The sequence below is a fragment of the Clostridium sp. AUH-JLR23 genome, from assembly GCF_964238065.1.
In the GTDB taxonomy this organism is placed as follows: domain Bacteria; phylum Bacillota_I; class Bacilli_A; order Erysipelotrichales; family Coprobacillaceae; genus Allocoprobacillus; species Allocoprobacillus merdigallinarum.
The window spans coordinates 32,868-57,876 of record NZ_CAXSKY010000016.1 but is presented as its reverse complement, the minus strand read 5'-3'; the positions used below and the strand labels follow the sequence as shown (position 1 = coordinate 57,876).

The 25,009-nt window shown below is 32.8% G+C and carries 24 protein-coding genes and 1 riboswitch; of the genes, 5 read left to right on the top strand and 19 right to left on the bottom strand.

Annotated elements, in window-relative coordinates; translation table 11 throughout:
• Window positions 1-87 precede the first annotated feature (87 nt).
• The 15 genes from ACESR5_RS09020 to ACESR5_RS08950 form a co-directional block, all read right to left on the bottom strand.
• Entirely contained in the window at window positions 88-447 is a 360-nt protein-coding gene (locus tag ACESR5_RS09020; RefSeq protein WP_087244435.1) for a hypothetical protein, read from the bottom strand.
• Window positions 434-811, bottom strand: a complete 378-nt coding sequence (locus ACESR5_RS09015; RefSeq protein ID WP_373155159.1) for a RidA family protein — start codon at window positions 809-811, stop codon at window positions 434-436. Before ACESR5_RS09015 ends, ACESR5_RS09020 begins: the two co-directional genes overlap by 14 nt.
• Window positions 812-928: 117 nt before the next feature.
• The gene (locus tag ACESR5_RS09010; RefSeq protein WP_373155157.1) at window positions 929-2,626 is read right to left on the bottom strand and encodes a Na/Pi cotransporter family protein; all 1,698 of its coding nucleotides are present in this window, start codon (window positions 2,624-2,626) and stop codon (window positions 929-931) included.
• Between the two features lie 184 nt (window positions 2,627-2,810).
• Window positions 2,811-3,191, bottom strand: coding sequence for a hypothetical protein (locus ACESR5_RS09005; RefSeq protein ID WP_087244432.1), 381 nt, complete (start codon window positions 3,189-3,191; stop codon window positions 2,811-2,813).
• 154 nt (window positions 3,192-3,345) lie between these two features.
• Window positions 3,346-4,722, bottom strand: a complete 1,377-nt coding sequence (purB, locus tag ACESR5_RS09000; RefSeq protein WP_087244431.1) for an adenylosuccinate lyase — start codon at window positions 4,720-4,722, stop codon at window positions 3,346-3,348.
• Complete coding sequence (locus ACESR5_RS08995) at window positions 4,723-8,481, bottom strand: phosphoribosylformylglycinamidine synthase (RefSeq protein WP_087244430.1); 3,759 nt, start codon at window positions 8,479-8,481, stop codon at window positions 4,723-4,725.
• A 9-nt stretch (window positions 8,482-8,490) separates the two neighbouring features.
• Complete coding sequence (purD, locus tag ACESR5_RS08990; protein ID WP_191492388.1) at window positions 8,491-9,747, bottom strand: phosphoribosylamine--glycine ligase; 1,257 nt, start codon at window positions 9,745-9,747, stop codon at window positions 8,491-8,493.
• 12 nt (window positions 9,748-9,759) lie between these two features.
• Window positions 9,760-10,167, bottom strand: a complete 408-nt coding sequence (locus ACESR5_RS08985) for an ASCH domain-containing protein (protein WP_373155154.1) — start codon at window positions 10,165-10,167, stop codon at window positions 9,760-9,762.
• A 40-nt stretch (window positions 10,168-10,207) separates the two neighbouring features.
• On the bottom strand, window positions 10,208-11,731 hold the full coding sequence (gene purH / locus ACESR5_RS08980) for a bifunctional phosphoribosylaminoimidazolecarboxamide formyltransferase/IMP cyclohydrolase (protein WP_087936455.1): 1,524 nt from the start codon (window positions 11,729-11,731) through the stop codon (window positions 10,208-10,210).
• Window positions 11,732-12,325, bottom strand: a complete 594-nt coding sequence (gene purN, locus ACESR5_RS08975; RefSeq protein WP_087244426.1) for a phosphoribosylglycinamide formyltransferase — start codon at window positions 12,323-12,325, stop codon at window positions 11,732-11,734.
• Window positions 12,319-13,344 carry a phosphoribosylformylglycinamidine cyclo-ligase gene (gene purM, locus ACESR5_RS08970; protein ID WP_087304247.1) on the bottom strand — a complete coding sequence of 342 codons (1,026 nt, stop codon included), beginning with the start codon at window positions 13,342-13,344 and terminating at the stop codon, window positions 12,319-12,321. Before purM ends, purN begins: the two co-directional genes overlap by 7 nt.
• Window positions 13,345-13,355: 11 nt before the next feature.
• Window positions 13,356-14,081 (bottom strand): phosphoribosylaminoimidazolesuccinocarboxamide synthase, encoded by a 726-nt coding sequence (gene purC, locus ACESR5_RS08965; RefSeq protein ID WP_224759479.1) that lies wholly within the window; start codon window positions 14,079-14,081, stop codon window positions 13,356-13,358.
• Window positions 14,078-14,566 carry a 5-(carboxyamino)imidazole ribonucleotide mutase gene (gene purE / locus ACESR5_RS08960; protein ID WP_087244423.1) on the bottom strand — a complete coding sequence of 163 codons (489 nt, stop codon included), beginning with the start codon at window positions 14,564-14,566 and terminating at the stop codon, window positions 14,078-14,080. Before purE ends, purC begins: the two co-directional genes overlap by 4 nt.
• Before the next feature lie 18 nt (window positions 14,567-14,584).
• Complete coding sequence (locus ACESR5_RS08955) at window positions 14,585-16,255, bottom strand: formate--tetrahydrofolate ligase (RefSeq protein ID WP_087244422.1); 1,671 nt, start codon at window positions 16,253-16,255, stop codon at window positions 14,585-14,587.
• A gap of 128 nt (window positions 16,256-16,383) precedes the next feature.
• Window positions 16,384-16,462, bottom strand: a riboswitch (ZMP/ZTP riboswitch).
• 47 nt (window positions 16,463-16,509) lie between these two features.
• Window positions 16,510-17,214 (bottom strand): LytTR family transcriptional regulator DNA-binding domain-containing protein, encoded by a 705-nt coding sequence (locus ACESR5_RS08950; protein WP_373155151.1) that lies wholly within the window; start codon window positions 17,212-17,214, stop codon window positions 16,510-16,512.
• A 162-nt stretch (window positions 17,215-17,376) separates the two neighbouring features.
• Between ACESR5_RS08950 and ACESR5_RS08945 the strand changes: the two genes are divergently transcribed.
• The 4 genes from ACESR5_RS08945 (at window position 17,377) to ACESR5_RS08930 (ending at window position 19,964) form a co-directional block, all read left to right on the top strand.
• Window positions 17,377-18,219, top strand: a complete 843-nt coding sequence (locus tag ACESR5_RS08945; RefSeq protein ID WP_168082145.1) for a hypothetical protein — start codon at window positions 17,377-17,379, stop codon at window positions 18,217-18,219.
• Entirely contained in the window at window positions 18,212-18,709 is a 498-nt protein-coding gene (locus tag ACESR5_RS08940) for a hypothetical protein (protein ID WP_087244419.1), read from the top strand. Before ACESR5_RS08945 ends, ACESR5_RS08940 begins: the two co-directional genes overlap by 8 nt.
• 9 nt (window positions 18,710-18,718) lie before the next feature.
• Window positions 18,719-19,327, top strand: a complete 609-nt coding sequence (locus ACESR5_RS08935; RefSeq protein ID WP_191341025.1) for an ABC transporter ATP-binding protein — start codon at window positions 18,719-18,721, stop codon at window positions 19,325-19,327.
• Window positions 19,328-19,778: 451 nt separating this feature from the next.
• On the top strand, window positions 19,779-19,964 hold the full coding sequence (locus tag ACESR5_RS08930) for a hypothetical protein (RefSeq protein ID WP_087244417.1): 186 nt from the start codon (window positions 19,779-19,781) through the stop codon (window positions 19,962-19,964).
• A 19-nt stretch (window positions 19,965-19,983) separates the two neighbouring features.
• Here ACESR5_RS08930 and ACESR5_RS08925 read toward each other — a convergent pair whose 3' ends face one another.
• A complete protein-coding gene (locus ACESR5_RS08925) occupies window positions 19,984-20,907 on the bottom strand; it encodes an alpha/beta hydrolase (protein ID WP_168082139.1) in 924 nt (307 codons plus the stop codon).
• 76 nt (window positions 20,908-20,983) lie between these two features.
• Between ACESR5_RS08925 and ACESR5_RS08920 the strand changes: the two genes are divergently transcribed.
• A complete protein-coding gene (locus ACESR5_RS08920) occupies window positions 20,984-21,490 on the top strand; it encodes a flavin reductase family protein (protein ID WP_373155149.1) in 507 nt (168 codons plus the stop codon).
• Between the two features lie 333 nt (window positions 21,491-21,823).
• On the opposite strand, the gene ACESR5_RS08915 is transcribed toward ACESR5_RS08920, so the two are convergent.
• From ACESR5_RS08915 to ACESR5_RS08905, 3 genes are all read right to left on the bottom strand, one after another.
• Complete coding sequence (locus ACESR5_RS08915) at window positions 21,824-22,030, bottom strand: hypothetical protein (protein ID WP_087936450.1); 207 nt, start codon at window positions 22,028-22,030, stop codon at window positions 21,824-21,826.
• A gap of 281 nt (window positions 22,031-22,311) precedes the next feature.
• A complete protein-coding gene (locus ACESR5_RS08910) occupies window positions 22,312-23,913 on the bottom strand; it encodes an ABC-F family ATP-binding cassette domain-containing protein (RefSeq protein WP_373155147.1) in 1,602 nt (533 codons plus the stop codon).
• 83 nt (window positions 23,914-23,996) lie between these two features.
• Window positions 23,997-24,989, bottom strand: a complete 993-nt coding sequence (locus ACESR5_RS08905) for a hypothetical protein (RefSeq protein WP_373155145.1) — start codon at window positions 24,987-24,989, stop codon at window positions 23,997-23,999.
• Window positions 24,990-25,009: the final 20 nt, after the last annotated feature.

Sequence of the window (25,009 nt, the reverse complement as noted above, 5' to 3'; positions counted from 1 at the left end):
GTGGTTGGTAGTACGAAACCTCCACAGTGGACTTTCACCACCAAGTTTTATGCCATGCGTGGCACACACAAAAAAAGAACCAAAGTATTACCTTAGTTCTTTTACTGTATGACCATAGGTATTCATTTCTTTTTGAATTTGTTTTATATACATAATTTTTGCTTTTTGATATATATTTTTATCCTTTAATAATTGCTTACAATAAGGATTTTTTTCACGTAAATAATACAAGTTAACCCAATGACATGAATAATCTTTTTGATTCATAGTTGGATATAGCCAATTTTCATGTAGTAAAATAGCATTTTTATATCCTTTTTTTGCTCTTTTTTGTTGAAGATAACTTTTTATATCTTCAAAAATAATTTCCGTATGTCCATCACTATAATAAATTTTAATATAATGATGAAATCTTTCAGCTAAAATAATAGTGTTATTTGACGGCAATAATTTCCACTTCTATAAGTGCGCCTTTTGGTAAGCTTCCTACTTCAATAGCACTTCTAGCAGGATAAGGCTCTACAAAATATTGAGCATAAATGCTATTAACAGTATTAAAATCTTTCATATCGTCTAAAAATACTGTTGTCTTTACAACATGAGAAAAATCTAAATTTTGACTTTCAAGTAATCCTTTGACATTATCTAAAGCCTGTTTTGTTTGTGCTTCGATTCCTTCTGGCATTTCACCAGTTTGAGGATTCAAAGGAATTTGACCAGAGAAGAAAATAATATTTCCTAAATCAATACCCTGACTATATGGTCCAATAGCTCCTGGTGCTTTATCCGTTGATATAACTTTTTTCATTATTATTACCTCCTATGTTGTTCAATATTATAACAAATTTTCATCATAGAAACTACTGTTTATATAAAATATTATTTTTAACTTTAAAAACAGAAAAACTTTATGTTTTCACATAAAGTTTTACGCTGTTGCTTTTTCTGTTTCTTCGATCATTTCTGGTTTCACCATTTTCATAGCTTTCATTGCTTCTCTGGCTTTATAGAAACCTTTGGCTATGTTCAATCCATGATCTCCAATTCTTTCAAAATCTGTAAGAATCTTTGTATAGACAACACTGTTCTCTGTTGTACATTTTTTATCTTTCAATCTCTTAAGCTGATTCACTGTAAACTGATGATGTGTCTTGTCTATGTTCTCTTCTATTACATCAACTTTGTCTACAATGCTACTGAACTCATCATAGTTCATGATTCTCAGCTCATCTAGTATATTGACACAAAGACTGCTCATGATTCCTATCTCATCCATGGCTTCATGTGAGAATCGTCTGTCTTCACTTTGAAGTAGCTCGGCCCTTTGGGCTATGTTCACCGCATGATCTCCAATTCTTTCAATGTCTGATGATATCTTCATGAATAAACCAATGGCCTGTGATCCTTCTAATGGAAATTCTGTTGAAATCGCATTTGTTGTAAAGTCTACGATATTTTTATTCAAATAGTTAATATATTCTTCATTCTTTTGTAGCTTTTCATATTTGTCTTCCTTGAACTCTATCAAAAGTTCAAATGATTTGCGGACATTGTCTATTGCAACATCTAGCATGTTCTGTGTTTCATTGAACAACTGCGTATTCGCAATAGCACTTGTTCCAATATGATAGTCGTTTGTAAAGATACCAAAGTCTAAGTATTTTAACTGCATCTTTCCTTCCAATTCTGGCTTTTCTGGTAAAATAATGAATGATAAATCGACCAGTTTTGTTCCAATTGGCAACAAGATGATTGTTGTCACAACATTAAATACTGTATGTACATTGGCAATTTGTGCAGCAACATTTGTTGGTGTTAATGATGCCATAAACGCAGCAAATGGTGTTGTCATACTAATAATAACAAAGATAATTGTTCCTATAATATTGAATGATAAGTGAATAATTGTTGTTCGCTTTGCATTTCTATTTGTCCCTATTGATGCAAGAACAGCCGTAATACATGTTCCGATATTTTGTCCAAATAAAACATAAATAGCTGATGGTAAAGTTACAACTCCACTCATCGCTAACGCCTGTAAAATACCTACTGACGCTGATGATGACTGAATGATGGCAGTAAAGACTGCACCTACTAAAATACCAATCAATGGATTTTGGAAGTTTGCGACAATACTTGCAAATTCTGCAGACTCTCTTAATGGCGCCATTGCTGTTGACATCATTTCCATTCCCATAAATAAAATACCTAAACCAGCAATAATTTCACCAATTGCATCAAGTTTCTTGCTTTTGAAAAAGGCAATCAACACAACCCCAATAAAAGCAATAATAGGTGCTAAAGCTGTAATATCCAAGGCAATCAACTGTCCTGTGATTGTTGTCCCAATATTGGCACCCATGATGACCCATACAGCATTTTTCAATTGCATAAGTCCTGCATTAACAAAGCCTACAATCATAACTGTTGTTGCTGATGAAGATTGAATAATCGCTGTTATCAGTGCTCCAACTGCAACCCCTAAAAAACGATTTGTTGTCAATTTTTCCAAAATTGACTTCATCTTATTCCCGGCAGCCAACTCTAAACCATTTGACATCATTGTCATCCCATAAAGGAATAAAGCCAACCCTCCAAGCAAAGAGAATATGTTTGTCAGTTCCATCATGTCCCTCCTATTTATACACAAGTAAAACTTAACATATTCCTAACATAATGTAAATATTTTTAACATAATCTTAACATTTCTATCGACATTTTTCATATATTTTCTAAATCATAAAGCTATATATTATATAGGTTCTTTTATCTCATAAATGTCTTTCGCTGCTAAGTTTTTGAGAAAAATATCACGATTTCACAAAAAATCTTTCAGCCAATTCTGGATACCCTATTTCTAACGCTTTTTGAAGTTGGTTCATTTCTTTATTGACTGCATTGATTTTTGCATATATCAATATCAAGATACATAATCCAGCTACAAAACCAATGGAAAAAAGATAAACTATTAAGGCCTGTTGTTGAACTTTTGTTATTCCTAAACCACCTACGCCAACAATACATATTATCAAAATGATCATAGCACGTATCCATCCCTTTTGTTTAGCATCATGGTTTCTTTTTATAACTTGATACATAGAATGAATCTCATCTAATGTATATTCCCTATTTTTTATCTTTTCTAACATGGACTTAGGTAGTCCTTTATTATAAATAACACGATATTTCATTATCCCATCCCCTTTTATAACAATTATAACATATCCAGACTTTTCATGGTTAAAATATCAGATTGATTGATCAATTCATTGTAAAGCATAAATTATATAGTTTTGTTTACGTAAAAAGGTAATGTTCATCATAGATGCCCATTACCTTCTCTATTTATTTCATTTTTGCAAGTTCACTTGCTTTACCAATATAAGAAGCTGGTGTCATATTCACTAAAGTTTCACGGTCTTCATCAGAAAGAATATCTAAACTTTCAGCAAATTTCAAAATATCTTCTTTAGAAATACTTTTTCCTCTTGTTAGAGCTTTTAAAGTATCATAAGCATCAGGCACACCATATTTTCTTAACATTGTTTGAATTGGTTCAGCTAAAACTTCCCATTTTTCATTAAGATCATATGCTAATTTTTCTTTATTCACTACACATTTAGCAAGTCCATTTAATGTTTCATTCATAGCCTGTAAAGAATATCCAAAAGCTAATCCTAAATTTCTTTGACTAGAAGAATCAGATAAATCTCTTTGCATACGAGATTTTGGTAACTTATTAGATAAAGCTACACAAATATGATTTGACATATCTGCATTGGCTTCACTGTTTTCAAAACGAATTGGATTGACTTTATGAGGCATTGTACTACTTCCTACTTCTCCTTGAACTGGAATCTGTTTAAAGTATTCCATAGAAATATAAAGCCACATATCAACATCTAAATCCATTAAAATATTATTGAAATGACGAATACCGTCTAAAATATGACAAGTATAATCATGACTTTCAATTTGTGTTGTTAATGGATTGAAAGTTAAACCTAAATATTCTTCAACAAATTTCTTAGCTTGTGCAGGCCAGTCAACATTTGGAAAAGCTGTTAAAATAGCACTATAATTTCCTGTTGCACCATTGAATTTTGCTTTAATCTGAATATTTTTAATATTTTCAATACTAGAAGCAAAACGATAAGCATAGACTTTAAATTCTTTACCAATTGTTGTTGGTGTCGCTGGTTGACCATGTGTATGTGCCAACATGGCATCATCACTATGTTCAATTGCCCATTTATTCATTGCATCTACAACTTCATTTGCTTTTTTTAACCAGACATCTTGTAAACCATGTTTAATCATACAAGCATAAGACGTATTATTGATATCTTCTGAAGTACAACCGATATGAACAAAGCTGATTAAATCATCGTAACCCATTTCTTTTAAAGTATTACCAATATAATATTCTACAGCTTTAACATCATGACGTGTTGAAGATTCAATCTCTTTAATTTTGGCAAAAGCTTCTTCATCAAAATGATTAGCTATATCTTCAATTTGTTTCATATTGGCTTGATCAAAATTCTTTAAGATATCACTTTCAATATTTTCAATCAAGAACTTTAACCACTGAATTTCTACATATACACGATATTTAACTAAAGCATATTCACTAAAATATTGGGCAAAAGCATCTTTGACATTACTATAACGTCCATCTAAAGGACAAAGTGTCATACTTTCAAAAATTTGTCTTTCCATTTATTTACCACCTTTAAAATAATTTACACCTGCTTCAAATAATTTCTGATCCATTTCACCATAAATATTCTTATTTCTATTTTCACCTTGACGTTCACTATGAGCCATTTTTCCTAATACACGTCCATTACTTGAAACAATACCTTCAATAGCCATCATTGATCCATTAGGATTATATGGTGAAACCATAGTTGGCTGATTGTTTTCATCTACATATTGACTAAAAACCTGCCCATTTTCAAATAATTGTTCAATGACTTCTTTTGGAGCAACAAAACGTCCTTCTCCATGAGAAATAGGAACAGTATGAATATCTCCTACATTCACACCTGTTAACCAAGGTGATTTTACAGAAGCAATTCTTGTATTCACCATCTGAGATAAGTGACGACCAATTGTATTGAATGTTAATGTTGGATCATTTTCATCCATATCTTTAATATGTCCATAAGGAAGTAATCCTAATTTCACTAATGCCTGGAATCCATTACAAATTCCAATCATCAATCCATCACGATTTTCTAATAAATCATCAATGGCAGCTTTTAGTTTTGGACTTCTTAAAACTGTCGCAATAAATTTACCAGATCCTTCTGGTTCATCACCAGCACTAAATCCACCAGGTAACATCATAATTTGTGATTGACGAATAGCCTTTTCTAATTCTTCAACAGAATCTTTCATTTCTTGAGCTGTTTTATTTCGCATCAAGACAAGTTGAACTGTTGCGCCAGCACGTTCAAAAGCACGTTTTGAATCATATTCACAGTTTGTTCCTGGGAATACTGGAATAACAACTTTGACTTCATCATATGTCTGTTTTGCTTTTAATTCACTTCTTTGATGACAGTCTTTCACAATCATATCACTTGTTGGAGCTTTTTCTGTTGTTGGATAAACATCATTTAAAACAGATTCATAAACTTGATAAGCTTCATCTAATGATAAAGTTTCATCACGATATATCATAACAGATGAATCAACTGTATGTCCAATAATTCTTGTATGTGGCAGTGTCACAACTGAATCATTTTCAACTTCTAAGATGATATGTCCATAATCTTTTTGAACGAAGCTTTCTAATGCCAATTCATCATTCAATTGTACACCAATTGCATTTCCAAATGCCATTTTATAAACAGCTTCAATCACACCACCATCTTTGACAGTATAAGCACTATAAACCTGTTTATTTTTCATCAATTCCATAATACCATCATATTGTGCTTTTAAAGCATCAAAGTCAAAAATATGGAATTCATCTTTTGGTAACATCACTTCTACCAAAGTATGATGAGCTGCTTTTAATTCTGGTGTCATCACATCTTGCACATCTCCACCAGTAATCGCAAAAGAGACAAGTGTTGGTGGCACATGTATATCTTCAAATGATCCTGACATAGAATCTTTTCCTCCAATAGATGGAAGTTTCATCTCAGATTGAACACGATATGCACCAAGTAATGCTGCAAATGGTTTTCCCCATTTTTCTGGAATATCAAGTAATTTTTCAAAGTATTCCTGGAAAGAGAAACGAATTGTATGATAATCTCCACCCATTGCGACAATTTTCGCAATAGATTCAACAATCGCATAAATAGAACCATGATAAGGTGACCATTTTGAAATGACAGGATTATAACCATAACTCATGATTGAACATGTTGTTGTTTCTTTTTGTAATACTGGAATTAAAGCGACCATACCTTCAGTTTCAGTTCTTAAAGTCTTTCCACCAAATGGTGATAAAACAGTTCCATTACCGATAGATGAGTCAAATCTTTCCACCAATCCTTTTTGGCTACAAACAGATAAACGACTTAAAACATCTTTTGAAGTTTTGACAAATGATGTCTGTTTCACTTCATCAAAAGGTGTCTGATCAAAATCAGGTAATTCAACATGAATATTCTGATAACGTGAAGCTCCATTCTTATCTAAGAAGCCACGATCAATATCAACAACAGTCTGTCCCATATAAGACATTGTTAAACGGTTTTTGTCAGTGACTGTTGCGACTTTGACAACTTCAAGATTTTCCTGATCACAGGCATCTTTAATGAAAGCTTCATCACGAGGATCAATCACAATAGCCATACGTTCCTGAGATTCAGAAATCGCTAATTCTGTTCCTGTTAAACCTTCATATTTCTTTAAGACAGCATCTAAATTGATTTCCAGTCCATCTGCCAATTCACCTACGGCTACACAGACTCCACCTGCCCCAAAGTCATTACAACGTACAATACGTTTTGACACTTCAGGATTTCTAAATAATCTTTGAATTTTTCTTTCTTCTACTGGATTTCCTTTTTGAACTTCAGCTCCAGCTGTTGTTGTGGTTTTTAATTCATGTGATTTTGATGAACCTGTCGCTCCACCAATACCATCACGACCAGTACGTCCACCAATCAATAAAACAATATGTCCTTTTAATGGTTCTAAACGTTTCACCTGATCTTTTGGTGCAGCTGCCACAACGGCACCAAGTTCCATACGTTTTGCAAGGAATCCATCATCATAAATTTCATGGACAAAACCAGTTGTTAAACCAATCTGGTTTCCATAACTTGAAAAACCGTGAGCTGCTTCCTGACAGATTTTACGTTGAGGAAGTTTTCCTTTCATTGTTTCGTCTAATGGCTGTCTTGGATCTCCAGCTCCTGTAATACGCATAGACTGGTAAACATAAGCACGTCCTGAAAGAGGATCACGAATGGCACCACCTAAACATGTTGCTGCCCCACCAAATGGTTCAATTTCTGTTGGATGGTTATGTGTTTCATTTTTAAACATCAATAGCCATTCTTCATCACCTTCATTGGTATGAACAGTCAATTCTACAGAACAGGCATTAATTTCTTTAGAAACTTCTAAATCATCTAAATAGCCTGTTTTTCTTAATTCTTTCATAGAAATCGTTGCTAAATCCATTAAAGTTAATGGACGATCTGTATTCACACCATAAACCAAATGACGTGATGTTTTATAATTTTCAACATCTTTTTCTAAAATTTCTTTAAATGCACCATTTTCAATGTCTAAATCTGTAATGATTGTCGCAAATGTTGTATGACGACAATGATCAGACCAATATGTATCTAATACCTTTAATTCAGTTTCTGTTGGATTACGTTTTTCTTCATTTTTAAAGTAATCTTGAGTGACTTTTAAATCATCTTCATTCATGGCCATACCATTATCTTGTATAAAGCGTTTTAATTCATCATCACTCATATCCATAAATCCATCAATAATTGGAACAGGGTTAATATGTACATCTTCATCATTCAAATGTTCTGGTTTATCTAATGAAGCCAAACGCTGATCTACTGGATTAATCAAATAATTTTGAATATCTTTGACATCATCATCAGATACCTGTCCTTCTAAAACAATTAATTTGGCACATTTGACCTTAACATTTTTTTCACCTGTTAAAACCTGAAAACATTGCTCACAGGCATCAGCTCTCTGGTCATATTGTCCAGGTAAAAATTCAATCGCAAAAGCTTTTTGATGTTCATTTAAAGGATAATCTTCCTGATAAATTTCATCAACCATAGGTTCACTTAAAATTGTTGGAATCCCTTGTTTAAGAACATCTTCACTGACACCTTGAAGATCATAACGATTCACAACATGAACATCTGTCACTGTTTCTATTTTTAATTGTGTCTGAATATTATTTAATAACTCATTCGCTTCAATAGCATATGCACTTTTCTTTTCAACATATACACGATAGACTTTACTCATCTTTTCACCTCAATTTAATCCAATATCTTTACGATAATATTTACCATCAAACTCAATAGTCTTGGCAGCCTGATAAACTTTATCACGTGTTTCCTCTAATGTTTGACCATAGGCACAAATATTTAAGACACGTCCTCCATTTGTTACAAGCTCACCATTTTGATTGATAGCAGTTCCAGCATGGAAAATCACGATATCTTCATCAACCTGATCAATACCCGTAATAACCTTGCCTTTTTCATAGCTTCCTGGATAACCTTGACTTGCTAAAACAAGACAGGCCACATGTTCGTCTTTCCATTGAATATCAATATCTTTTAATGTTTTTGTACTTACAGCATACATAATATCAAATAAATCTGTATCTAATCTTAAAAGAATAGATTGTGTTTCAGGATCTCCAAAGCGAACATTGAATTCAAGAACTTTTGGTTGATTATTTTCGATCATCAAACCAATAAAAACAACACCTCTATAATCCATATGATCAGCTTTTAAACCAGCCATAAATGGTTCTAGAACATCTTTTTTCAAAATCTCTTCCATTCCCTCTGGTAAGAAAGGATTTGGAGAAACAGTTCCCATACCACCTGTATTTGGTCCTTTATTTTCATCATAGATTTGTTTATGATCCTTAGCACTCACCATGGGAACGATTGTTTCACCATCAGTAAAACAAAGAAGTGAACATTCAAATCCAGTTAAGAATTCTTCTAAAACAACTGTTTTTCCAGCTCCGTCTAAAGCTCCTTCTATCATCATTTCCTGTAAAGCCAGCTTTGCTTGTGATTCATTTTCACAAATCACAACACCCTTACCAGCTGCCAATCCATCTGCTTTGACAACAACAGGATAATCAAATGAAGTTAAAGCTTCAATAGCCTCTTCATAAGAGTGAACTTCCTGATAGGCGGCAGTAGGAATATGATGTCTTTTCATAAAATCCTTAGAAAAAGCTTTACTTCCTTCCAAAGTTGCAGCCTGTTTCGTTGGGCCAAAAACTTTATGTCCATGACTTTCCAATAAATCAGCTAATCCCATGCATAAAGGCACTTCAGGTCCAATCACTGTAAAATCAATCGCATGTTCTTCAACAAATTTTAAAATACTATCTAAATCTTCTACATGACCAGGATGACAAGTTCCAATTTCAGCCATACCTGGATTTCCTGGTATAGCATGAATTTCATCAACTTTCTGGCTTTTATTTAAAGCATAAGCAATCGCATGTTCACGACCACCACTACCAATAACTAATACTTTCATGGTTTCCTCCTCTTATGATTTTGGATATACAACTTTAAATTTTTCACACACAACTAACATGTCCTTATGAAACTGCTGACCCATATTTTCCATTTCCTGTGTAAAAAAATCTGCATGTATTTTTCGCCAATAATCAAGCGTACGATCTCCCTCTCCCTCTAAATAAGCATGCTCATCATTCACTTGATCAAAGGGAATGATGGTAACTTCTGTCGTTTGAATGATACATACAGCATGATCTTGTTTATCTAAGATTATGCTGTAACTTCCAACCTGTGGTAGAGGTTCATCGTATTGGACATATATGGGATAAGCTGAAGATGTTGCTGTTTTGATTTTCAGTAATGTCAGTAAAGCAAGCCCATTGGCATGACTACCATACTGCCATGCATCGTAACTATCTCCAGCTTCTTTGTCCAAAAACTTGTCCCACATCTGTTTAGCATTCATTATTTATATCTTAATGTCTAAAATGTCTATATCCACTAAAGACCATTGGAATATTCTTTTCATTACACAAATCAATAGAATCCTGATCTCTGATACTTCCACCTGGTTGAATAATAGCGCCAACTCCTGCCTTGGCAGCAACTTCAACACAGTCATTAAATGGGAAGAAAGCATCACTAGCTAAAACTGAGCCTTCGAAATTCTTATCAGGATTGTTTCTAATAGCATTTTCCAAAGCCCAGACACGTGAAGTCTGTCCTCCACCAATAGCCAAAGTCACACCATTTTTCACAATACAGATTGCATTTGATTTGACATATTTGACAACTTTCATACCAAATTCCATATCTGTTAGCTGTTCTGGTGTAGGCTTTGCTTCAGTGACAACTTTCATTTCATCAATCATCTTTGTATTTAACTCTTGGACAAGCACTTTACCTTCAAGATATTTAATATCATATTTGGCATCTCTGGCATCTAAATTCTTTAATTTTAAGATACGTAAGTTTTTCTTTTTCTTTAAGATTTCCAAAGCATCCACATCAAAATCAGGTGCTGCAACGATTTCTAAGAAAATCTTATGCATCTGTTCAGCTGTCTGTTTATCAATTTTATAGTTCACGGCTACAATTCCACCAAAGATAGATTGTGGATCTGCTTCATAAGCTTTCATATAAGAATCATAACCAGTTTCACCAATCGCAACCCCACAAGGTGTTGAATGTTTAATAGCCGCTGTAACAATCTGATCACCAAATTCTCTCACTAAAGCCACAGCTCCATATAAATCGTTGACATTATTGAAAGAAATTTCTTTTCCATGTAATTGTTCATAATCTAATAATGATTTTTGAACATAGCTGTCTTCATATTTATTAGCTGCCTGTTGAGAGTTTTCTCCATAACGTAAATGTTCCACTTTCTTTAATGAAATGTTTAAAGTATCAGGGAATTCATCATGACATACATCTGCAAAATAACGTGAAATCATGGCGTCATAAGCCCCTGTTGTACTAAAAGCTTTATAAGCAAGACGTAATCTGAAATCATAATCAGTCTGATTGTTTTCAATAGCTTCTAAGACTTTTGCATAATCACTTGGATCAGTGACAATCAAAACATCTTTGAAGTTTTTAGCAGCACTTCTAATCATAGAAGGTCCACCAATATCAATATTTTCAATCATATCTTCCATTGGTTTTCCAGCTCTTAAAGCTTTTTCAAATTCATATAAATTCACACAAACCAAATCAATAGGTTGAATATGATGTTCTTGAACTGTTTTCACGTGTTCTGGATTATCTCTTTTAAATAAAAGTCCACCATGAACTTTAGGATGTAAAGTTTTCACTCTCCCATCCAACATTTCAGGAAAACCAGTGACATCATCAATCGCAATACAGTGAACACCATTGTCTTCTAAAACTTTCATTGTTCCACCAGTAGAAACAATTTCAAATCCGAGTTTCACTAAACCTGATGCAAAATCAACAACACCATCTTTATTTGTTACAGAAATCAAAGCTCTTTTCACTTAAATCACCTTTGCCCTTCCATTTTCTACTTTTATTCTTCCATCACAATATAACCCGACAACTTCAGGTAAGATGCGATGTTCAATCTCTAAAACTCTAGCCTGTATATCTTCTGGTTTATCTAAATCCGAAATATCACAGGCAACCTGCTTAATGATAGGACCACCATCTATTTCACTGCTGACAAAATGAACAGTCGCCCCACTGACTTTCACGCCTCTATTCAAAACAGCTTCGTGGACATGCATTCCGTACATACCTGCCCCACAAAATGAAGGAATCAATGAAGGATGAATATTGATAATCTGATTTGGATAGGCATCAATCAGTTCATCTGTTAAAATGGCTAAATAACCAGCTAAAACAACCAAATCAATGTTTCTTTCCTTTAACATTGATACAATCAATGTATCATTCTTTTTGACAACTGCTGTTTCAATCCCTGCTTTTTGAGCACGCTGTAAACCATAAGCTTTTTGACGATTAGAAATCACAAGTTCAATCGTTCCATTGATTTTTCCAGCCTGACAGGCATCAATAATTGATTGCAAATCTGTGCCACCACCAGATATCATCACAGCAATCTTTAACATAACTGAACTCCTTTTTGACCTTCTTCAATATGTCCAACAACATAACAATGATCACCTGCTTCTTCAATAGCTTTCATAGCTGTGTCAACATCTGCAGGATCTAAAGCAATCACCATTCCTAGTCCCATATTAAACGTATTATACATCATCTGTTCTTCGATTTGTCCATTCTTTTGAATCAGATTGAAAATAGGTGGGATAGGATAACTATCTTTACGAATGAGGGCTAATGCATGATCTGGTAACATTCTTGGAACATTTTCATAAAATCCTCCACCTGTAATATGTGAGCATCCTTTAACTTGAACACCAGCTTTTTTGATATTTTTTAAAGCTTTGACATAAATTCTTGTTGGTGTTAATAATGTTTCACCCAATGTTCCATTTAATTCATCATAATATGTTTCTAATGATTCTTTTGTGATATCAAAAACTTTTCTCACAAGTGAAAAACCATTACTATGCACACCACTAGATGCGATACCAACCAAAACATCACCAGCTTTGATATTTGAACCATCAATAATATCTTTTTTATCAACAACACCTACTGCAAAACCAGCCAAATCATAATCATCTTCAGGCATTAATCCTGGATGTTCTGCTGTTTCACCACCAACTAATGCACACTCAGATTGAAGACAACCTTGAGCAACCCCTTTAACAATGGTTGCAATTTTTTCGGGATAGTTCTTTCCACAGGCAATATAATCCAAGAAAAACAACGGCTCTCCACCACTACATGCAATATCATTGACACACATTGCAACAGCATCAATACCTATTGTATCATGTTTATCCATCACAAAAGCTAATTTCACCTTTGTTCCACAACCATCAGTTCCTGATAATAAAACAGGTTCTTCCATATTTTTAATGGCACTTAAATCAAATGCTCCAGCAAAACCACCAAGTCCACCAATGACTTCAGGACGCATCGTTGCTTTGACATGTTCTTTCATTAATTCTACTGATTTGTATCCAGCTTCAATATCTACACCAGCTTTTTTATAATCCATACTTTTTCTCCTTATTTATTTTCCATTCTTGCTAAAACGGCTTTATAAGTTTCAATTAAATCACCAATATCTTGTCTAAAGACATCTTTATCATATTTTTGATTTGTATCAACATCCCATAAACGACAAGAATCAGGTGAAATTTCATCTGCCAATAAGATTTGACCATCTTCAGTTTTACCAAATTCAATTTTAAAATCTACTAATTTTAAATTTAATTTTAAGAAGAATGCTTTTAATAATTCATTAATCTTTAATGTTGTTTCACGGATATATTTTAATTCATCACGCGTTGCCAGTCCCAATGCTACAGCATGATCATCATTGATTAATGGATCACCATAGTCATCATTTTTATAACTTAATTCGAATATTGGTTCATCTAAGACAATACCTTCTTTTGCTCCTAATCTTTTACAGAATGATCCTGTTGTAATGTTTCTAATAATGACTTCTAATGGGAAGATTTCTACTTTTTTAACACGAATATCTCTTTCATTGATTTTTTCAATCATATGTGTCTTGATTCCTGCTTCTTCTAACATATCAAAAATAATACAAGAAATCGTATTATTTAAGACACCTTTTCCTTCAAACTGATCATGTTTCACACCATTACCAGCTGTTGCATCATCTTTATAATGAATGATGTATTCATTTGGATTTTCTGTTTCATAAACTTGTTTTGCTTTTCCTTCATATAATAATTTTGCCATTGTTTTGTTCTCCTTTTTTATTGATATTTTTCCATAACTTCCTGATTTGCTTTCATTGCCTGTTTTTCATTATCCTGACGGAAGGCGATGAGTTTTGTTTTTAATTCTTCATGATGTACAGCCATCATCTGTAATGCTAAATAAGCTGCATTTTTACTTCCATTGATAGCGACTGTTGCAACTGGGATACCAGAAGGCATTTGGACAATTGACAACAAAGCGTCCATACCATCTAATGTTGCGCCACTTAGTGGAACACCAATAACAGGTAATACTGTTTGAGATGCGACAACACCTGGTAAGGCAGCGGCCATACCTGCTGCTGTAATTACAACCTCTGTCCCATTTTGATTGATTTCCTTCATAAACTCACTAAGTCCTAGATGAGCACGATGAGCTGATAAACATCTCACCTGAACTTCAACACCATAATCTTTTAAAATTTGAATAGCTGGTTCAACTTTAGGTAAATCACTTGTTGAACCCATAATCACTGCTACTTTCATTTCTCCATCTCCTTCTATTTAAAATAATCCAACAATCTTGCCATCTTCATCAATATCCATATTCACGGCAGCTGGTTGTTTTGGTAATCCAGGCATACGCATAATATCGCCACTAATAGCGACTAAAAATCCTGCACCTGTATTTGGAATCAAATCATTGATTTCAACCACAAATCCATGAGGACGACCAAGCAATGTTGGATCATCAGATAATGAATATTGTGTTTTTGCGACACAGATTGGTAATTGACCTAATCCCTGTGCTTCATATTTTTTCATTTTATTCATGACCTTCTTAGTGAAAGTCACATCATCCCCACCATAGATTTCTTTTGCAATGACTTTGATTTTGTCAGCAATTGGTAAATTCAAATCATATAATGGCTCAAAATGAGCTTCTTTTGTATCTAAGACTTCTAATAATTTTTCAGCCAATTCAATGCCACCATCTGCTCCTTTTGCCCACACTTCACTAATGGCAACATCGACACCTTTTTGTTTACAGATTTCCTTTAATAATTCAAGTTCAGCCTTTGTATCGGTTGGAAAAGCATTAATAGCAACAACACTAGGCAAATGGTATTTATGAATATTTTCAATATGTTTTTCTAAGTTTTCAATTCCTTTTCTAAGGGCATCTAAGTTTTCTACTGCTAAATCTGTTTTCTTTACGCCACCATGCATTTTAAGCGCACGGACAGTTGCGACAATAACAACTGCATCTGGTTTTAATCCAGCCTGACGGCATTTAATATCTAAGAATTTTTCAGCACCTAAATCAGCTCCAAAACCAGCTTCAGTAATGGCATAATCACCTAATTTCATAGCTAAATTTGTTGCCATAACAGAGTTACATCCATGTGCAATATTCGCAAATGGACCCCCATGAACAAAGACTGGCGTATGATCAAGTGTTTGGACTAAATTGGGCTTAATAGCATCTTTCAATAATAATGTGACAGCTCCTGTGGCCTGAATATCATCCACCGTCACAGGTTCACCAGCATGATTATAAGCCACAATCATACGTCCTGCACGTTGTTTTAAATCTTCCAATGATGTTGCTAAACACAAAATAGCCATGACTTCACTCGCTACTGAAATATCAAATCCATCTTCTCTAGGAACACCATTGACTTTACCACCAAGTCCCACAACAATATGTCTTAATGCACGATCATTAAGATCCACACATCTTTTCCAGACAATCTGTCTTGTATCAATATCCAATGGGTTTCCCTGTTGAATAGAATTGTCTAACATCGCTGCAATTAAATTATTGGCAGTCGTAATAGCATGAATATCACCAGTAAAATGCAGATTGATATCTTCCATTGGAACAACTTGAGCATAACCACCACCAGCTGCACCACCTTTCACGCCAAAACATGGACCTAAGCTTGGTTCACGCATAGCCACAACAGATTTTTTCCCTAATTTATTCAAAGCTTGAGATAATCCAATCATTGTTGTTGTCTTTCCTTCACCTGCAGGTGTGGGATTAATGGCAGTCACTAAGATTAACTTTCCATTTTCTTTTTCCTTAAGTTGAGAAATCGCTTCTAATGAAATCTTAGCTTTATACTTACCATAAAGCTCCAAATCATCTTCATCAAGTCCAACTTTTTCAGCAATCTCCTTGATGGGTTTCATTTTTGCACTTTGTGCAATCTCTACATCTGTTAACATCATTAAACACCCTTTCTTTTTTTATTTTTAGGACCTCTTGACACTTTCTTTATATCACAAATTCATGGTTTTGACTATTGATATCGCTATCAATTTATGAAAAACCAAAAAAAGAGTCTAAACGTCCAGACTGTTGCCCAGACGGTCGACTCTTTCCCATTATACTCCATGTGGTCTATTCCACTTCCGTCAGTTGTATAACTAATTGAATAATATCATTTCTTACCTTTTTTTTCAATATTTATTCATATTTTTTACTGACTAGAAAGAAAAGATTGAATCGCATCATTAATTAATTCTTTATTCATAATAGAAGTTGGAATACAATCCCCATTTTTCATTTCTAATTCACCATTTCGAATCATTAAAATATAATGCATATTTACAAAATAACGGGGGTGCATCTGAAAAAAAGAATACTTTAATAACTTCGTTTTTGTTTTGGTTAAATCACCAAAATGTCCATAAAAACGCTGATGTGCAGTCACCACCTGTGTTTGAAAACGTCCATTTTCAATATAAACGATTTCCCCTGGTAAAAAACGTCGTATTCCTCCATTATCAAGATAGAAGATTTCCTCGTGATGTAATTTTTGGTAATGACTCCATATTCTTTGAAATTCACCATTAAACAGTTCTGGTAATTCCTGTTTTAAAAACATCTGATATCCATATGCCCGAAAACTTTCATGCATATGCGCATAATCATCACCAATATAGATAATCAAACATTCAGGATTCACATCATGTAAATACTCACCCATTAAAAAACCATTGTCACCATAAATACGATTTCCAATAAAAGCCACATCATAGCTTTCTCTTTGACGTAAAAATGCTATATTGACAAATTGATCATAGCTATCAATAGATATACCTTCTTCCATATGTGTCTGATATAATAATTCACTTAATTTTTCTATACAATCTTCATCATCCATACAAATAAATACTTTCATCTTCTTCACTCCTTATCCCTTTTTTTATTTTACCTATTCATTTTTAAATAAAAAATGCCACTTTCACTCCTGTTTGTGCATTTTTAGCACACTTTCGACTTATTTTTGCATAAGTCTGTTAAGGTATAAAGGAAACATATAAGAAAGGAGGACAATAATTTTATGGAAAGACATCGTTCCTTATGGAAAGCGTTTCTTTCAAAAGAAAAACTATTTCTAGTGACTGTCATTTTTATATTCATTATCATAAGCACTATTTATAGTTTTCAACAATCTATTTTTTCCAGTCCTGGTTATCAGGAAGCTTATCCTAATGCTGGACTTGAATTTTTTTACAGTTTATATCGTATTGGTACAAACCCATTTTTATTTATTTTACTGATGCTGTTGCTGCCAAATATCATGGCATATGATTTTTTAAATATGCATCAAACTCGCAGTGCTTACATGATTGAAACAAGATTAACAAGAAGACATTATTATCTGGAAGTCAGCATCAAAAATATACTTTTGACCTTTGGAGTGATCACCCTGATCCAGGTAGGCCTACTTATTTTCTGTCATGTCTTTTTAATTCCTATACATTTTCAAAGCATGACTTATCCTGATGGATACTATATCACGACTCAGCTTCTATGCCCTATTGAAGTGATCAATCTGATTCTTTTTATAACCCTCACTTCTTTAGGCTATGCTTTAATGTCCAGTGTTATTTTGGCATTACAGACTTTTATCACCAACAAATATGTCTATCGTTGTTGTGGTGTGATCATTGGTATTTTGCTGGTATTAATTCCTGCCTTGATTCAAGGATATTTACCTATTCCAGAAGCAGCTTTTCTTATTCAAATCAACAATTTAGTTGCATTAGGATTAGAACATGTTCGTGAAAATCCATTTGGTCTTTCACATCTTGCATTGTATACGATTTGTTTTTTCATATATGCCATAGTTTCTTATCTTTGTTTTCAGATCTTATTGAAAAGGAGAGAAACAAATGATTAAAAAATGGTTCAAACTTCTCGATGTGAAAGTCATGATCATATTGATTATGATGTTGTTTGCATCACCCATCCTTTGTGGAAAAAACACTTATACAATTTGTCTCATTTATTCGAATTATCTTTGTGTTTATATGAATAATGTCTTTTTATTAATGAACTATCAGTTTACAGCACAATGCAATCGCTTGCTTTCTCCTATTATCACAAGAATTGGTGAACAGAAAACATATACTTCCGTTTATTATTTCTTAATGATGGTCAGTTTTATTTATACAATGATTATTTATATAAGCTATGCTTTCTTTTTTGGTGGCATCTTACCAGAAGATATGTTTGTGACGATTTTATTTATGATTCTTAATCTTATTGTCACTTTTATTGAAACAACATTCATATATCTACAAATTGGTCAAAAAAAGAATTTTATTTATTTAGCTTTACCTATCTTTATGAACTTTTTATTTCATATTGTTTATACAAAACTATTTTAAGGAGGATTTATGTTAGATATTCAAGATTTAAGTATAAGTTTTCATAAACAACCCGTATTACAACATCTTTCATTTCATCTTGATGGTCATGAATGTATCTATATTCATGGTATCAATGGTTCAGGAAAATCAACACTTTTTAAGCTGATCTGCGATATTATCAAACCTACTTCAGGGACAATCACCAAAAAGAATGATTTACAGATTGGAGCTTTAATTGAAAATCCAGGTTTTCTAGAAAACGAAACTCTCGCTTATAATCTTCAATTCCTGGCTTCTTTAAAAAATCAATATGATAGCACTTATATTGAATCATTGTGTCAACAATTTCAATTAGATTTACATAGCTCCATGAAGTTAAAAAACTTTTCTGTTGGTATGCGTCAAAAAGCAGGTATCATTCAAGCCATTATGGAAAATCAGGAACTTATTTTATTAGATGAACCCACACGTGGTTTAGATCAGACATCTATTCATACATTCTGTCAGCTCATCAATCAATTACATGACAAAGGACATACCATTGTGATTGCTGCTCATGATTACTTACCAGATATCCATTATACACATATCTATCGTTTAGAAGAGGGACAATTATTCTTAGATGAAATGGATTAAAATAACTGTTATTTATGGCTTGCTTGTTTATTTTTTGAAATATCTTTATCAGGATATAACACCTTATATTCTTCTTCACTATCCCTTCTTTGATTTTCGATATCTTATTTTTGTTATCATCCAAATATTCTGGAGTTATATTTTCTATCAAATCGTTTATCAGTATCTCTATCTTGATACACTGATAAGCTTACGTCTTTCTAAACGAAAGAAACATGAGATTTTTTTGAAACAATGGTTCAAATATATAAGTTTTTATACATTGATTCACATTTTCTTTTTTATTTTCTTTTCTTTACCTTTATCTTTTGGACTAATCGCTCTACAATTGATCCTATGGAGTCTTGTTTTTATTTTTTTACTTGTATTCTATAAGATTTGGAGTTATCATTATGTATCAATGATATTGATTATGATTGGTATACATCTATTTATTTAAAGGAGGTTAATGATGGAACAATTAAATCAGGCAAATCATTATATTTATCAGGCTTTAGAAAAGCTTCTTGATATTTCTAAATATGATTCTATCAATGAAGAACAACGTAAAGAAATTTATGATGTGATTGATGACATTGAAGAAGCCCGTCATGCATTATATGAATTAAAAAATGAAATGCGCACACATACAGCCTAAAATAGATGTTTGATAACATCTATTTTTTTGTATAACGATGAATAAATTGAAAAATAGTCTGATAATATGTTTTCGCATCAGTAGAACAGCTTTGAGCATGACCAGCTCCTTTAATAATAAGTTTTTCTTTAGGGCAATTGGCTTTTAAATATAGTTCATCTATCATATCCACGGGGACAAAATCATCGTCCTGACCATGAATAAATAAAATAGGAATCTGACTTTTTTGAACCTGTTGAATAGGTTGAACATCTTCCAAAGCATAGCCTGCTCTTATTTGAGTCACAAGACTTGCCATATGCAAAGCCACTTCACTTTGCCACTTTTTCATAGGAATATGATATTGAAAAACATCCCAGACACTCGTATAACCACAATCTTCAATAACAGCCTTCACTTGTGATGGTAAATTTTCTCCAGCTACATCCATGACCGTAGCTCCACCCATAGAAACACCATATAAAATAATTTGAGCCTGTGGATTTTGAGATACAAGATAGTCAATCCATCCCATAATATCATAACGATCATCCCAACCCATTCCAATATAATCTCCTTCACTTTGTCCATGACCACGTAAATCAGGAATCAAAAGATTATATCCCTGCTCATAAAAATGTTTGACAGGTGAAATAATGCTGGAACTATCTCCTCGATACCCATGCACCATAATGGCATAAATGGGATTATTTTGTTCAATATAATAAGCATGTAAAAAAAGATCATCATAACTTGAAATAGAAAGATGAACACTCTTATCTTCTAACCATTTTTGAGCATCTTGGGTATCTTTTTGATAAAGTTCACTATCAAATAAGGAATGATTAGAATGGGGATTGAGGGTATAGTCATATAAATAATTTCCAATATATAAAGTGATACCCATGATAAATATTGTCAAAATCAAGATAATGATTGAAATGATTTTGATGATTTTTTTCATTTTTATGGTTTCACCTCTTTATATTTCATATTTTTTGCATATACTATGTTATAATCAGGAAAAAGGAGGAAGAATGATGGCATTTGAAAAAATAGATATAAATACTCTAGATATGAATACTTTTCAGGCCATTGGCAAAGACTGGATGCTTATAACGGCTGGTGATCATCAAAAAGTCAATACGATGACAGCTTCTTGGGGCGGTATGGGTGTTTTATGGGGACAAAACGTTGTTTATGCATTTATCCGTCCACAACGCTATACAAAACAGTTTGTTGACCAGCAAGAATGCTTCTCTCTATCATTTTTTGATGGATATAAGAAAGAACTTTCTGTTTTAGGTACAGTTTCTGGACGTGATCAAGATAAAATCAATCATGTTCATTTCCATACCACATATATTGATGGCGTACCTACATTTGAAGAAGCACATTTGGTCTTCATTGTTGAAAAAATCTATGAAGATGACATTAAACCTGAAAACTTTAAAGATACATCTCTAGATACAAAATGGTATCCTGATCAGGATTATCATCGTGTTTATATTGCTAAAATAAAAGGTGTTTATGTTCAAAGAACATAAGCCTTTTTATTATATATGCTTGTTTTTTCATAAATAAAACATCACTATCTATTGTTTCCGATATTTTGAAAATCTATTCAAAAAAAGTGATGCATACACATCACTTTACTCATCTTCTAATATAACGACTGTTCCCATTAACATGGGCTTTCATGTATCTCTTAAATCAAAACATATGCCTAAAACAGCATTGCCACCTTTTTCTTTTGCTTTTTCAGTTAAACGTTCTCAAGCATAATTTAAATATGTTTCCATATTCATTGCTAATCGGATTGCTCGAAAAGCATCATCATATGCAAAGATAATTCCTAAATCTTTCATATTTTATAAGTCTTATTTTTTGACAGGAATTTCTCCTTCCTGTAACCAGTCTTTATAACACTTTTCGTACATTTCGTCAGATTTCTTTTCAATATTTTGTTTTTGAATCGCAAAATCAGAGTCTATCTGTGGACCAAAGAATTGACAGATCTGCTGAAACATAACATCTGATTGTATCGGAACTTGTAAAATACCCATCAATGCAAATGAGATCGACATCCTGCCTGTCTATATTGATTGATTGCTTTCTCTTTAGCAGGACCATCTTCGACTTCTTTGCATGGTATAGATTTATTTATAGGGAATATGAGCTTCTTTTAAATAATGAATAACATCTGCCTTGAGATCTTCTGGAATCAAACAATCATGCATATCTTGAATTATCGCAATATTTTGAAATGAAATCATGAACATCGTCTCCTTTATCAATCTTTAATTTATGATTATTATCTTTCTTTTGAAATCATACCAGATGAGAATTAAAAAAACTTGATTATTGTTTAATTTTCTAAAGTTTCTTTATATTCTAAATATTCATCATATGTTGATAAACGATCAATACATCCCTGTGGTGTTAATTCAATAATTCTATTTGCAATTGTTTGTACAAATTGATGGTCATGAGAAGCAAATAAAACATTTTCTTTAAAACGAATTAATCCTTCATTAAGAGCCTGTATAGATTCCAAATCCAAGTGATTGGTTGGTTCATCCAAAACAAGCACATTGGCATTAGCCATCATCATTTTTGCCAGCATACATCTGACTTTTTCTCCACCTGATAAGACATTTGCTTTCTTTAAAGCTTCTTCTCCAGAAAATAAGACTCTTCCTAACCAGCCTCTTAAATCTTGTTCATAAGCATCATCTCCAGCATATTGTCTTAACCAGTCAACAAGCGTTAAATCACAATCATCAAAAAATTCATTGTTATCTTTTGGGAAATATGATTGAGATGTTGTCACTCCCCATTGGAAAGTTCCTGTATAATCTGTAATTTCACCCATGATAATCTTAAAAAAAGTTGTCACTGCCAGCTCATGATCTGAAACAAAAGCAACTTTATCTTTTGGTGAAATAGAAAATGAGACATGATCAAAGATTTGTTCACCATTTTGACTGTATCCTAAATCTTCAACAGTTAAAACAATATTTCCAACTTCTCTATCTGGTGTAAAACCAATAAATGGATATCTTCTTAATGATGGTTTAATATCTACCATCTCTAAGTTATCTAATAATTTTTTACGTGATGTTGCCTGTTTTGCTTTAGAAGCATTGGCACTAAAACGCGCAATAAATTCTTCCAATTCTTTTTTCTTTGCTTCAGCTTTTTTATTAATTTCTTTTGCCTGTTTTAACATCATCTGAGAATATTCATACCAGAAATCATAATTTCCTATATATAACTGAATTTTACTATAATCAATATCCGCAATATGCGTACAAACTTTATTCAAGAAATGTCTATCATGAGAAACAACAATGACTGTATTAGGGAAATTCAATAAGAAGTTTTCTAACCATGTGACACTTTTTAAATCCAAATGGTTAGTCGGCTCATCCAATAATAAAATATCAGGATTACCAAATAAAGCCTGTGCCAATAAAACTTTGACTTTTTGTTGGTCACCTAATTCTTTCATAAGCAAGTGATGATATTCACCTGTTACACCTAATCCATTTAAAAGAATCTCAGCATCAGTTTCAGCATTCCAGCCATCCATTTCCATAAACTCACCTTCAAGTTCAGCAAGTTCAATACCATCTTCATCATTAAAGTCAGCTTTACTGTAAAGCTCTTCTTTTTTTAACATAATTTCATAAAGACGTTTATTTCCCATTAAAACTGTTTTTAAAACTTCCTGATCATCATAAGCAAAATGATCCTGTTTTAATACAGATAATCTCTGTCCCGGTGTTATCACAACTTCACCTTTATTCGGTTCAATTTCTCCTGATAAAATCTTTAAAAAAGTAGATTTACCAGCCCCATTGGCACCAATAATTCCATAACAGTTTCCTTCAGTAAATTGAATAGATACATTTTCAAATAAAGCACGATCGCCATATCGCAAAGACACATTTTGAGTTGCTATCATTTTATTAATTCTCCTTTTTGACAAGTCCATTCTATTATACATGAAAGATATATTTTTGCAATGAAAGAGTATAAAGAATCATATTACATTTGCATAAAGCTTTCCATTTGACCCAAAACGTCATCCATCATTGGTAATGATGTAATATGTACATCAATTTGACATGTGTCACAAATAGAAACTAATGAGCTATAAACTCTTGGATTTCTAACAAAAATTTCCTGTGGTTTCCCAAATTTTTCTATAACTTTACTCAATTGTTGAATACATATAGAATCTTCATCATCTTCAGGTTTTAACATATATATATTAATAATTTCTTGTGAAAGCAAATCCATAACTAATAAAACAAGCGAACTGACTGGACGATCATATCTTTCATCTATAAAACCACCGGATAAATATGCCAAATCAATGATATACTGATTTTGCGTTTGTAGTAACTCTTTTAAATAATTGAGATATTGCTGATCTTCCAAATCTACAACATAGAATTTTTCTTGTTCTTCAGGTCTTTGTATAGCTTCATATTTCCAACCATGATGATCATGAGCAAAAAGTATCTCACCATTATCAAAATCCACAGCAACTTCGTGATTCATATAAGCTTTCATAAGTGGAATGAGATGCTTAAAAACTTGTACAATCACACTTGCCTGTTGATCATTAATTTCATAAGGATAAAATCTTGGCACAAATGAAAGAAAATATGGCCAATGTCCTTTTCCTCTATATTTTAATCCTAATTTTTTAATGATTTCTTTTTGACCTTTTGGAACCTCTTCGCGATCTCCCATATAAAATGTTAAACAATTTTGTTCAAACATCATATATTGCGCAATAGCTTGATCTGGATATTCATGAGCTATACTACATAAATCTGCATATCCCTCTTCTCCTTCATATATAGATACCCCAATACAATCACCTAATTTCCCCATAATTGTACAATAGTATGTTTTCTCATTAATCTCTAAAGCAACAAAATCATTACTCCATAAGACTTCCCATGGTTTTAGCTGTACCCACTCATCTGCATATGTATATAATTGTCGCCAGACTTCATATCTTTGCATATTGTTATCACCTCATCATT

Excerpts from the sequence above, each read along its gene's own strand:
- ACESR5_RS09010 (WP_373155157.1), bottom strand. The coding sequence starts at position 2,626 with ATGGAACTGACAAACATATTCTCTTTGCTTGGAGGGTTGGCTTTATTC.
- ACESR5_RS09005 (WP_087244432.1), bottom strand. The coding sequence starts at position 3,191 with ATGAAATATCGTGTTATTTATAATAAAGGACTACCTAAGTCCATGTTA.
- purB (WP_087244431.1), bottom strand. The coding sequence starts at position 4,722 with ATGGAAAGACAAATTTTTGAAAGTATGACACTTTGTCCTTTAGATGGA.
- ACESR5_RS08995 (WP_087244430.1), bottom strand. The coding sequence starts at position 8,481 with ATGAGTAAAGTCTATCGTGTATATGTTGAAAAGAAAAGTGCATATGCT.
- purD (WP_191492388.1), bottom strand. The coding sequence starts at position 9,747 with ATGAAAGTATTAGTTATTGGTAGTGGTGGTCGTGAACATGCGATTGCT.
- purN (WP_087244426.1), bottom strand. The coding sequence starts at position 12,325 with ATGTTAAAGATTGCTGTGATGATATCTGGTGGTGGCACAGATTTGCAA.
- purM (WP_087304247.1), bottom strand. The coding sequence starts at position 13,344 with ATGGATTATAAAAAAGCTGGTGTAGATATTGAAGCTGGATACAAATCA.
- purE (WP_087244423.1), bottom strand. The coding sequence starts at position 14,566 with ATGAAAGTAGCAGTGATTATGGGTTCAACAAGTGATTTACCTAAAGTT.
- ACESR5_RS08955 (WP_087244422.1), bottom strand. The coding sequence starts at position 16,255 with ATGTTAACAGATGTAGAGATTGCACAAAGTGCAAAAATGAAACCCATC.
- ACESR5_RS08950 (WP_373155151.1), bottom strand. The coding sequence starts at position 17,214 with ATGAAAGTATTTATTTGTATGGATGATGAAGATTGTATAGAAAAATTA.
- ACESR5_RS08945 (WP_168082145.1), top strand. The coding sequence starts at position 17,377 with ATGGAAAGACATCGTTCCTTATGGAAAGCGTTTCTTTCAAAAGAAAAA.
- ACESR5_RS08940 (WP_087244419.1), top strand. The coding sequence starts at position 18,212 with ATGATTAAAAAATGGTTCAAACTTCTCGATGTGAAAGTCATGATCATA.
- ACESR5_RS08935 (WP_191341025.1), top strand. The coding sequence starts at position 18,719 with ATGTTAGATATTCAAGATTTAAGTATAAGTTTTCATAAACAACCCGTA.
- ACESR5_RS08930 (WP_087244417.1), top strand. The coding sequence starts at position 19,779 with ATGGAACAATTAAATCAGGCAAATCATTATATTTATCAGGCTTTAGAA.
- ACESR5_RS08925 (WP_168082139.1), bottom strand. The coding sequence starts at position 20,907 with ATGAAAAAAATCATCAAAATCATTTCAATCATTATCTTGATTTTGACA.
- ACESR5_RS08920 (WP_373155149.1), top strand. The coding sequence starts at position 20,984 with ATGGCATTTGAAAAAATAGATATAAATACTCTAGATATGAATACTTTT.
- ACESR5_RS08915 (WP_087936450.1), bottom strand. The coding sequence starts at position 22,030 with ATGTCGATCTCATTTGCATTGATGGGTATTTTACAAGTTCCGATACAA.
- ACESR5_RS08910 (WP_373155147.1), bottom strand. The coding sequence starts at position 23,913 with ATGATAGCAACTCAAAATGTGTCTTTGCGATATGGCGATCGTGCTTTA.
- ACESR5_RS08905 (WP_373155145.1), bottom strand. The coding sequence starts at position 24,989 with ATGCAAAGATATGAAGTCTGGCGACAATTATATACATATGCAGATGAG.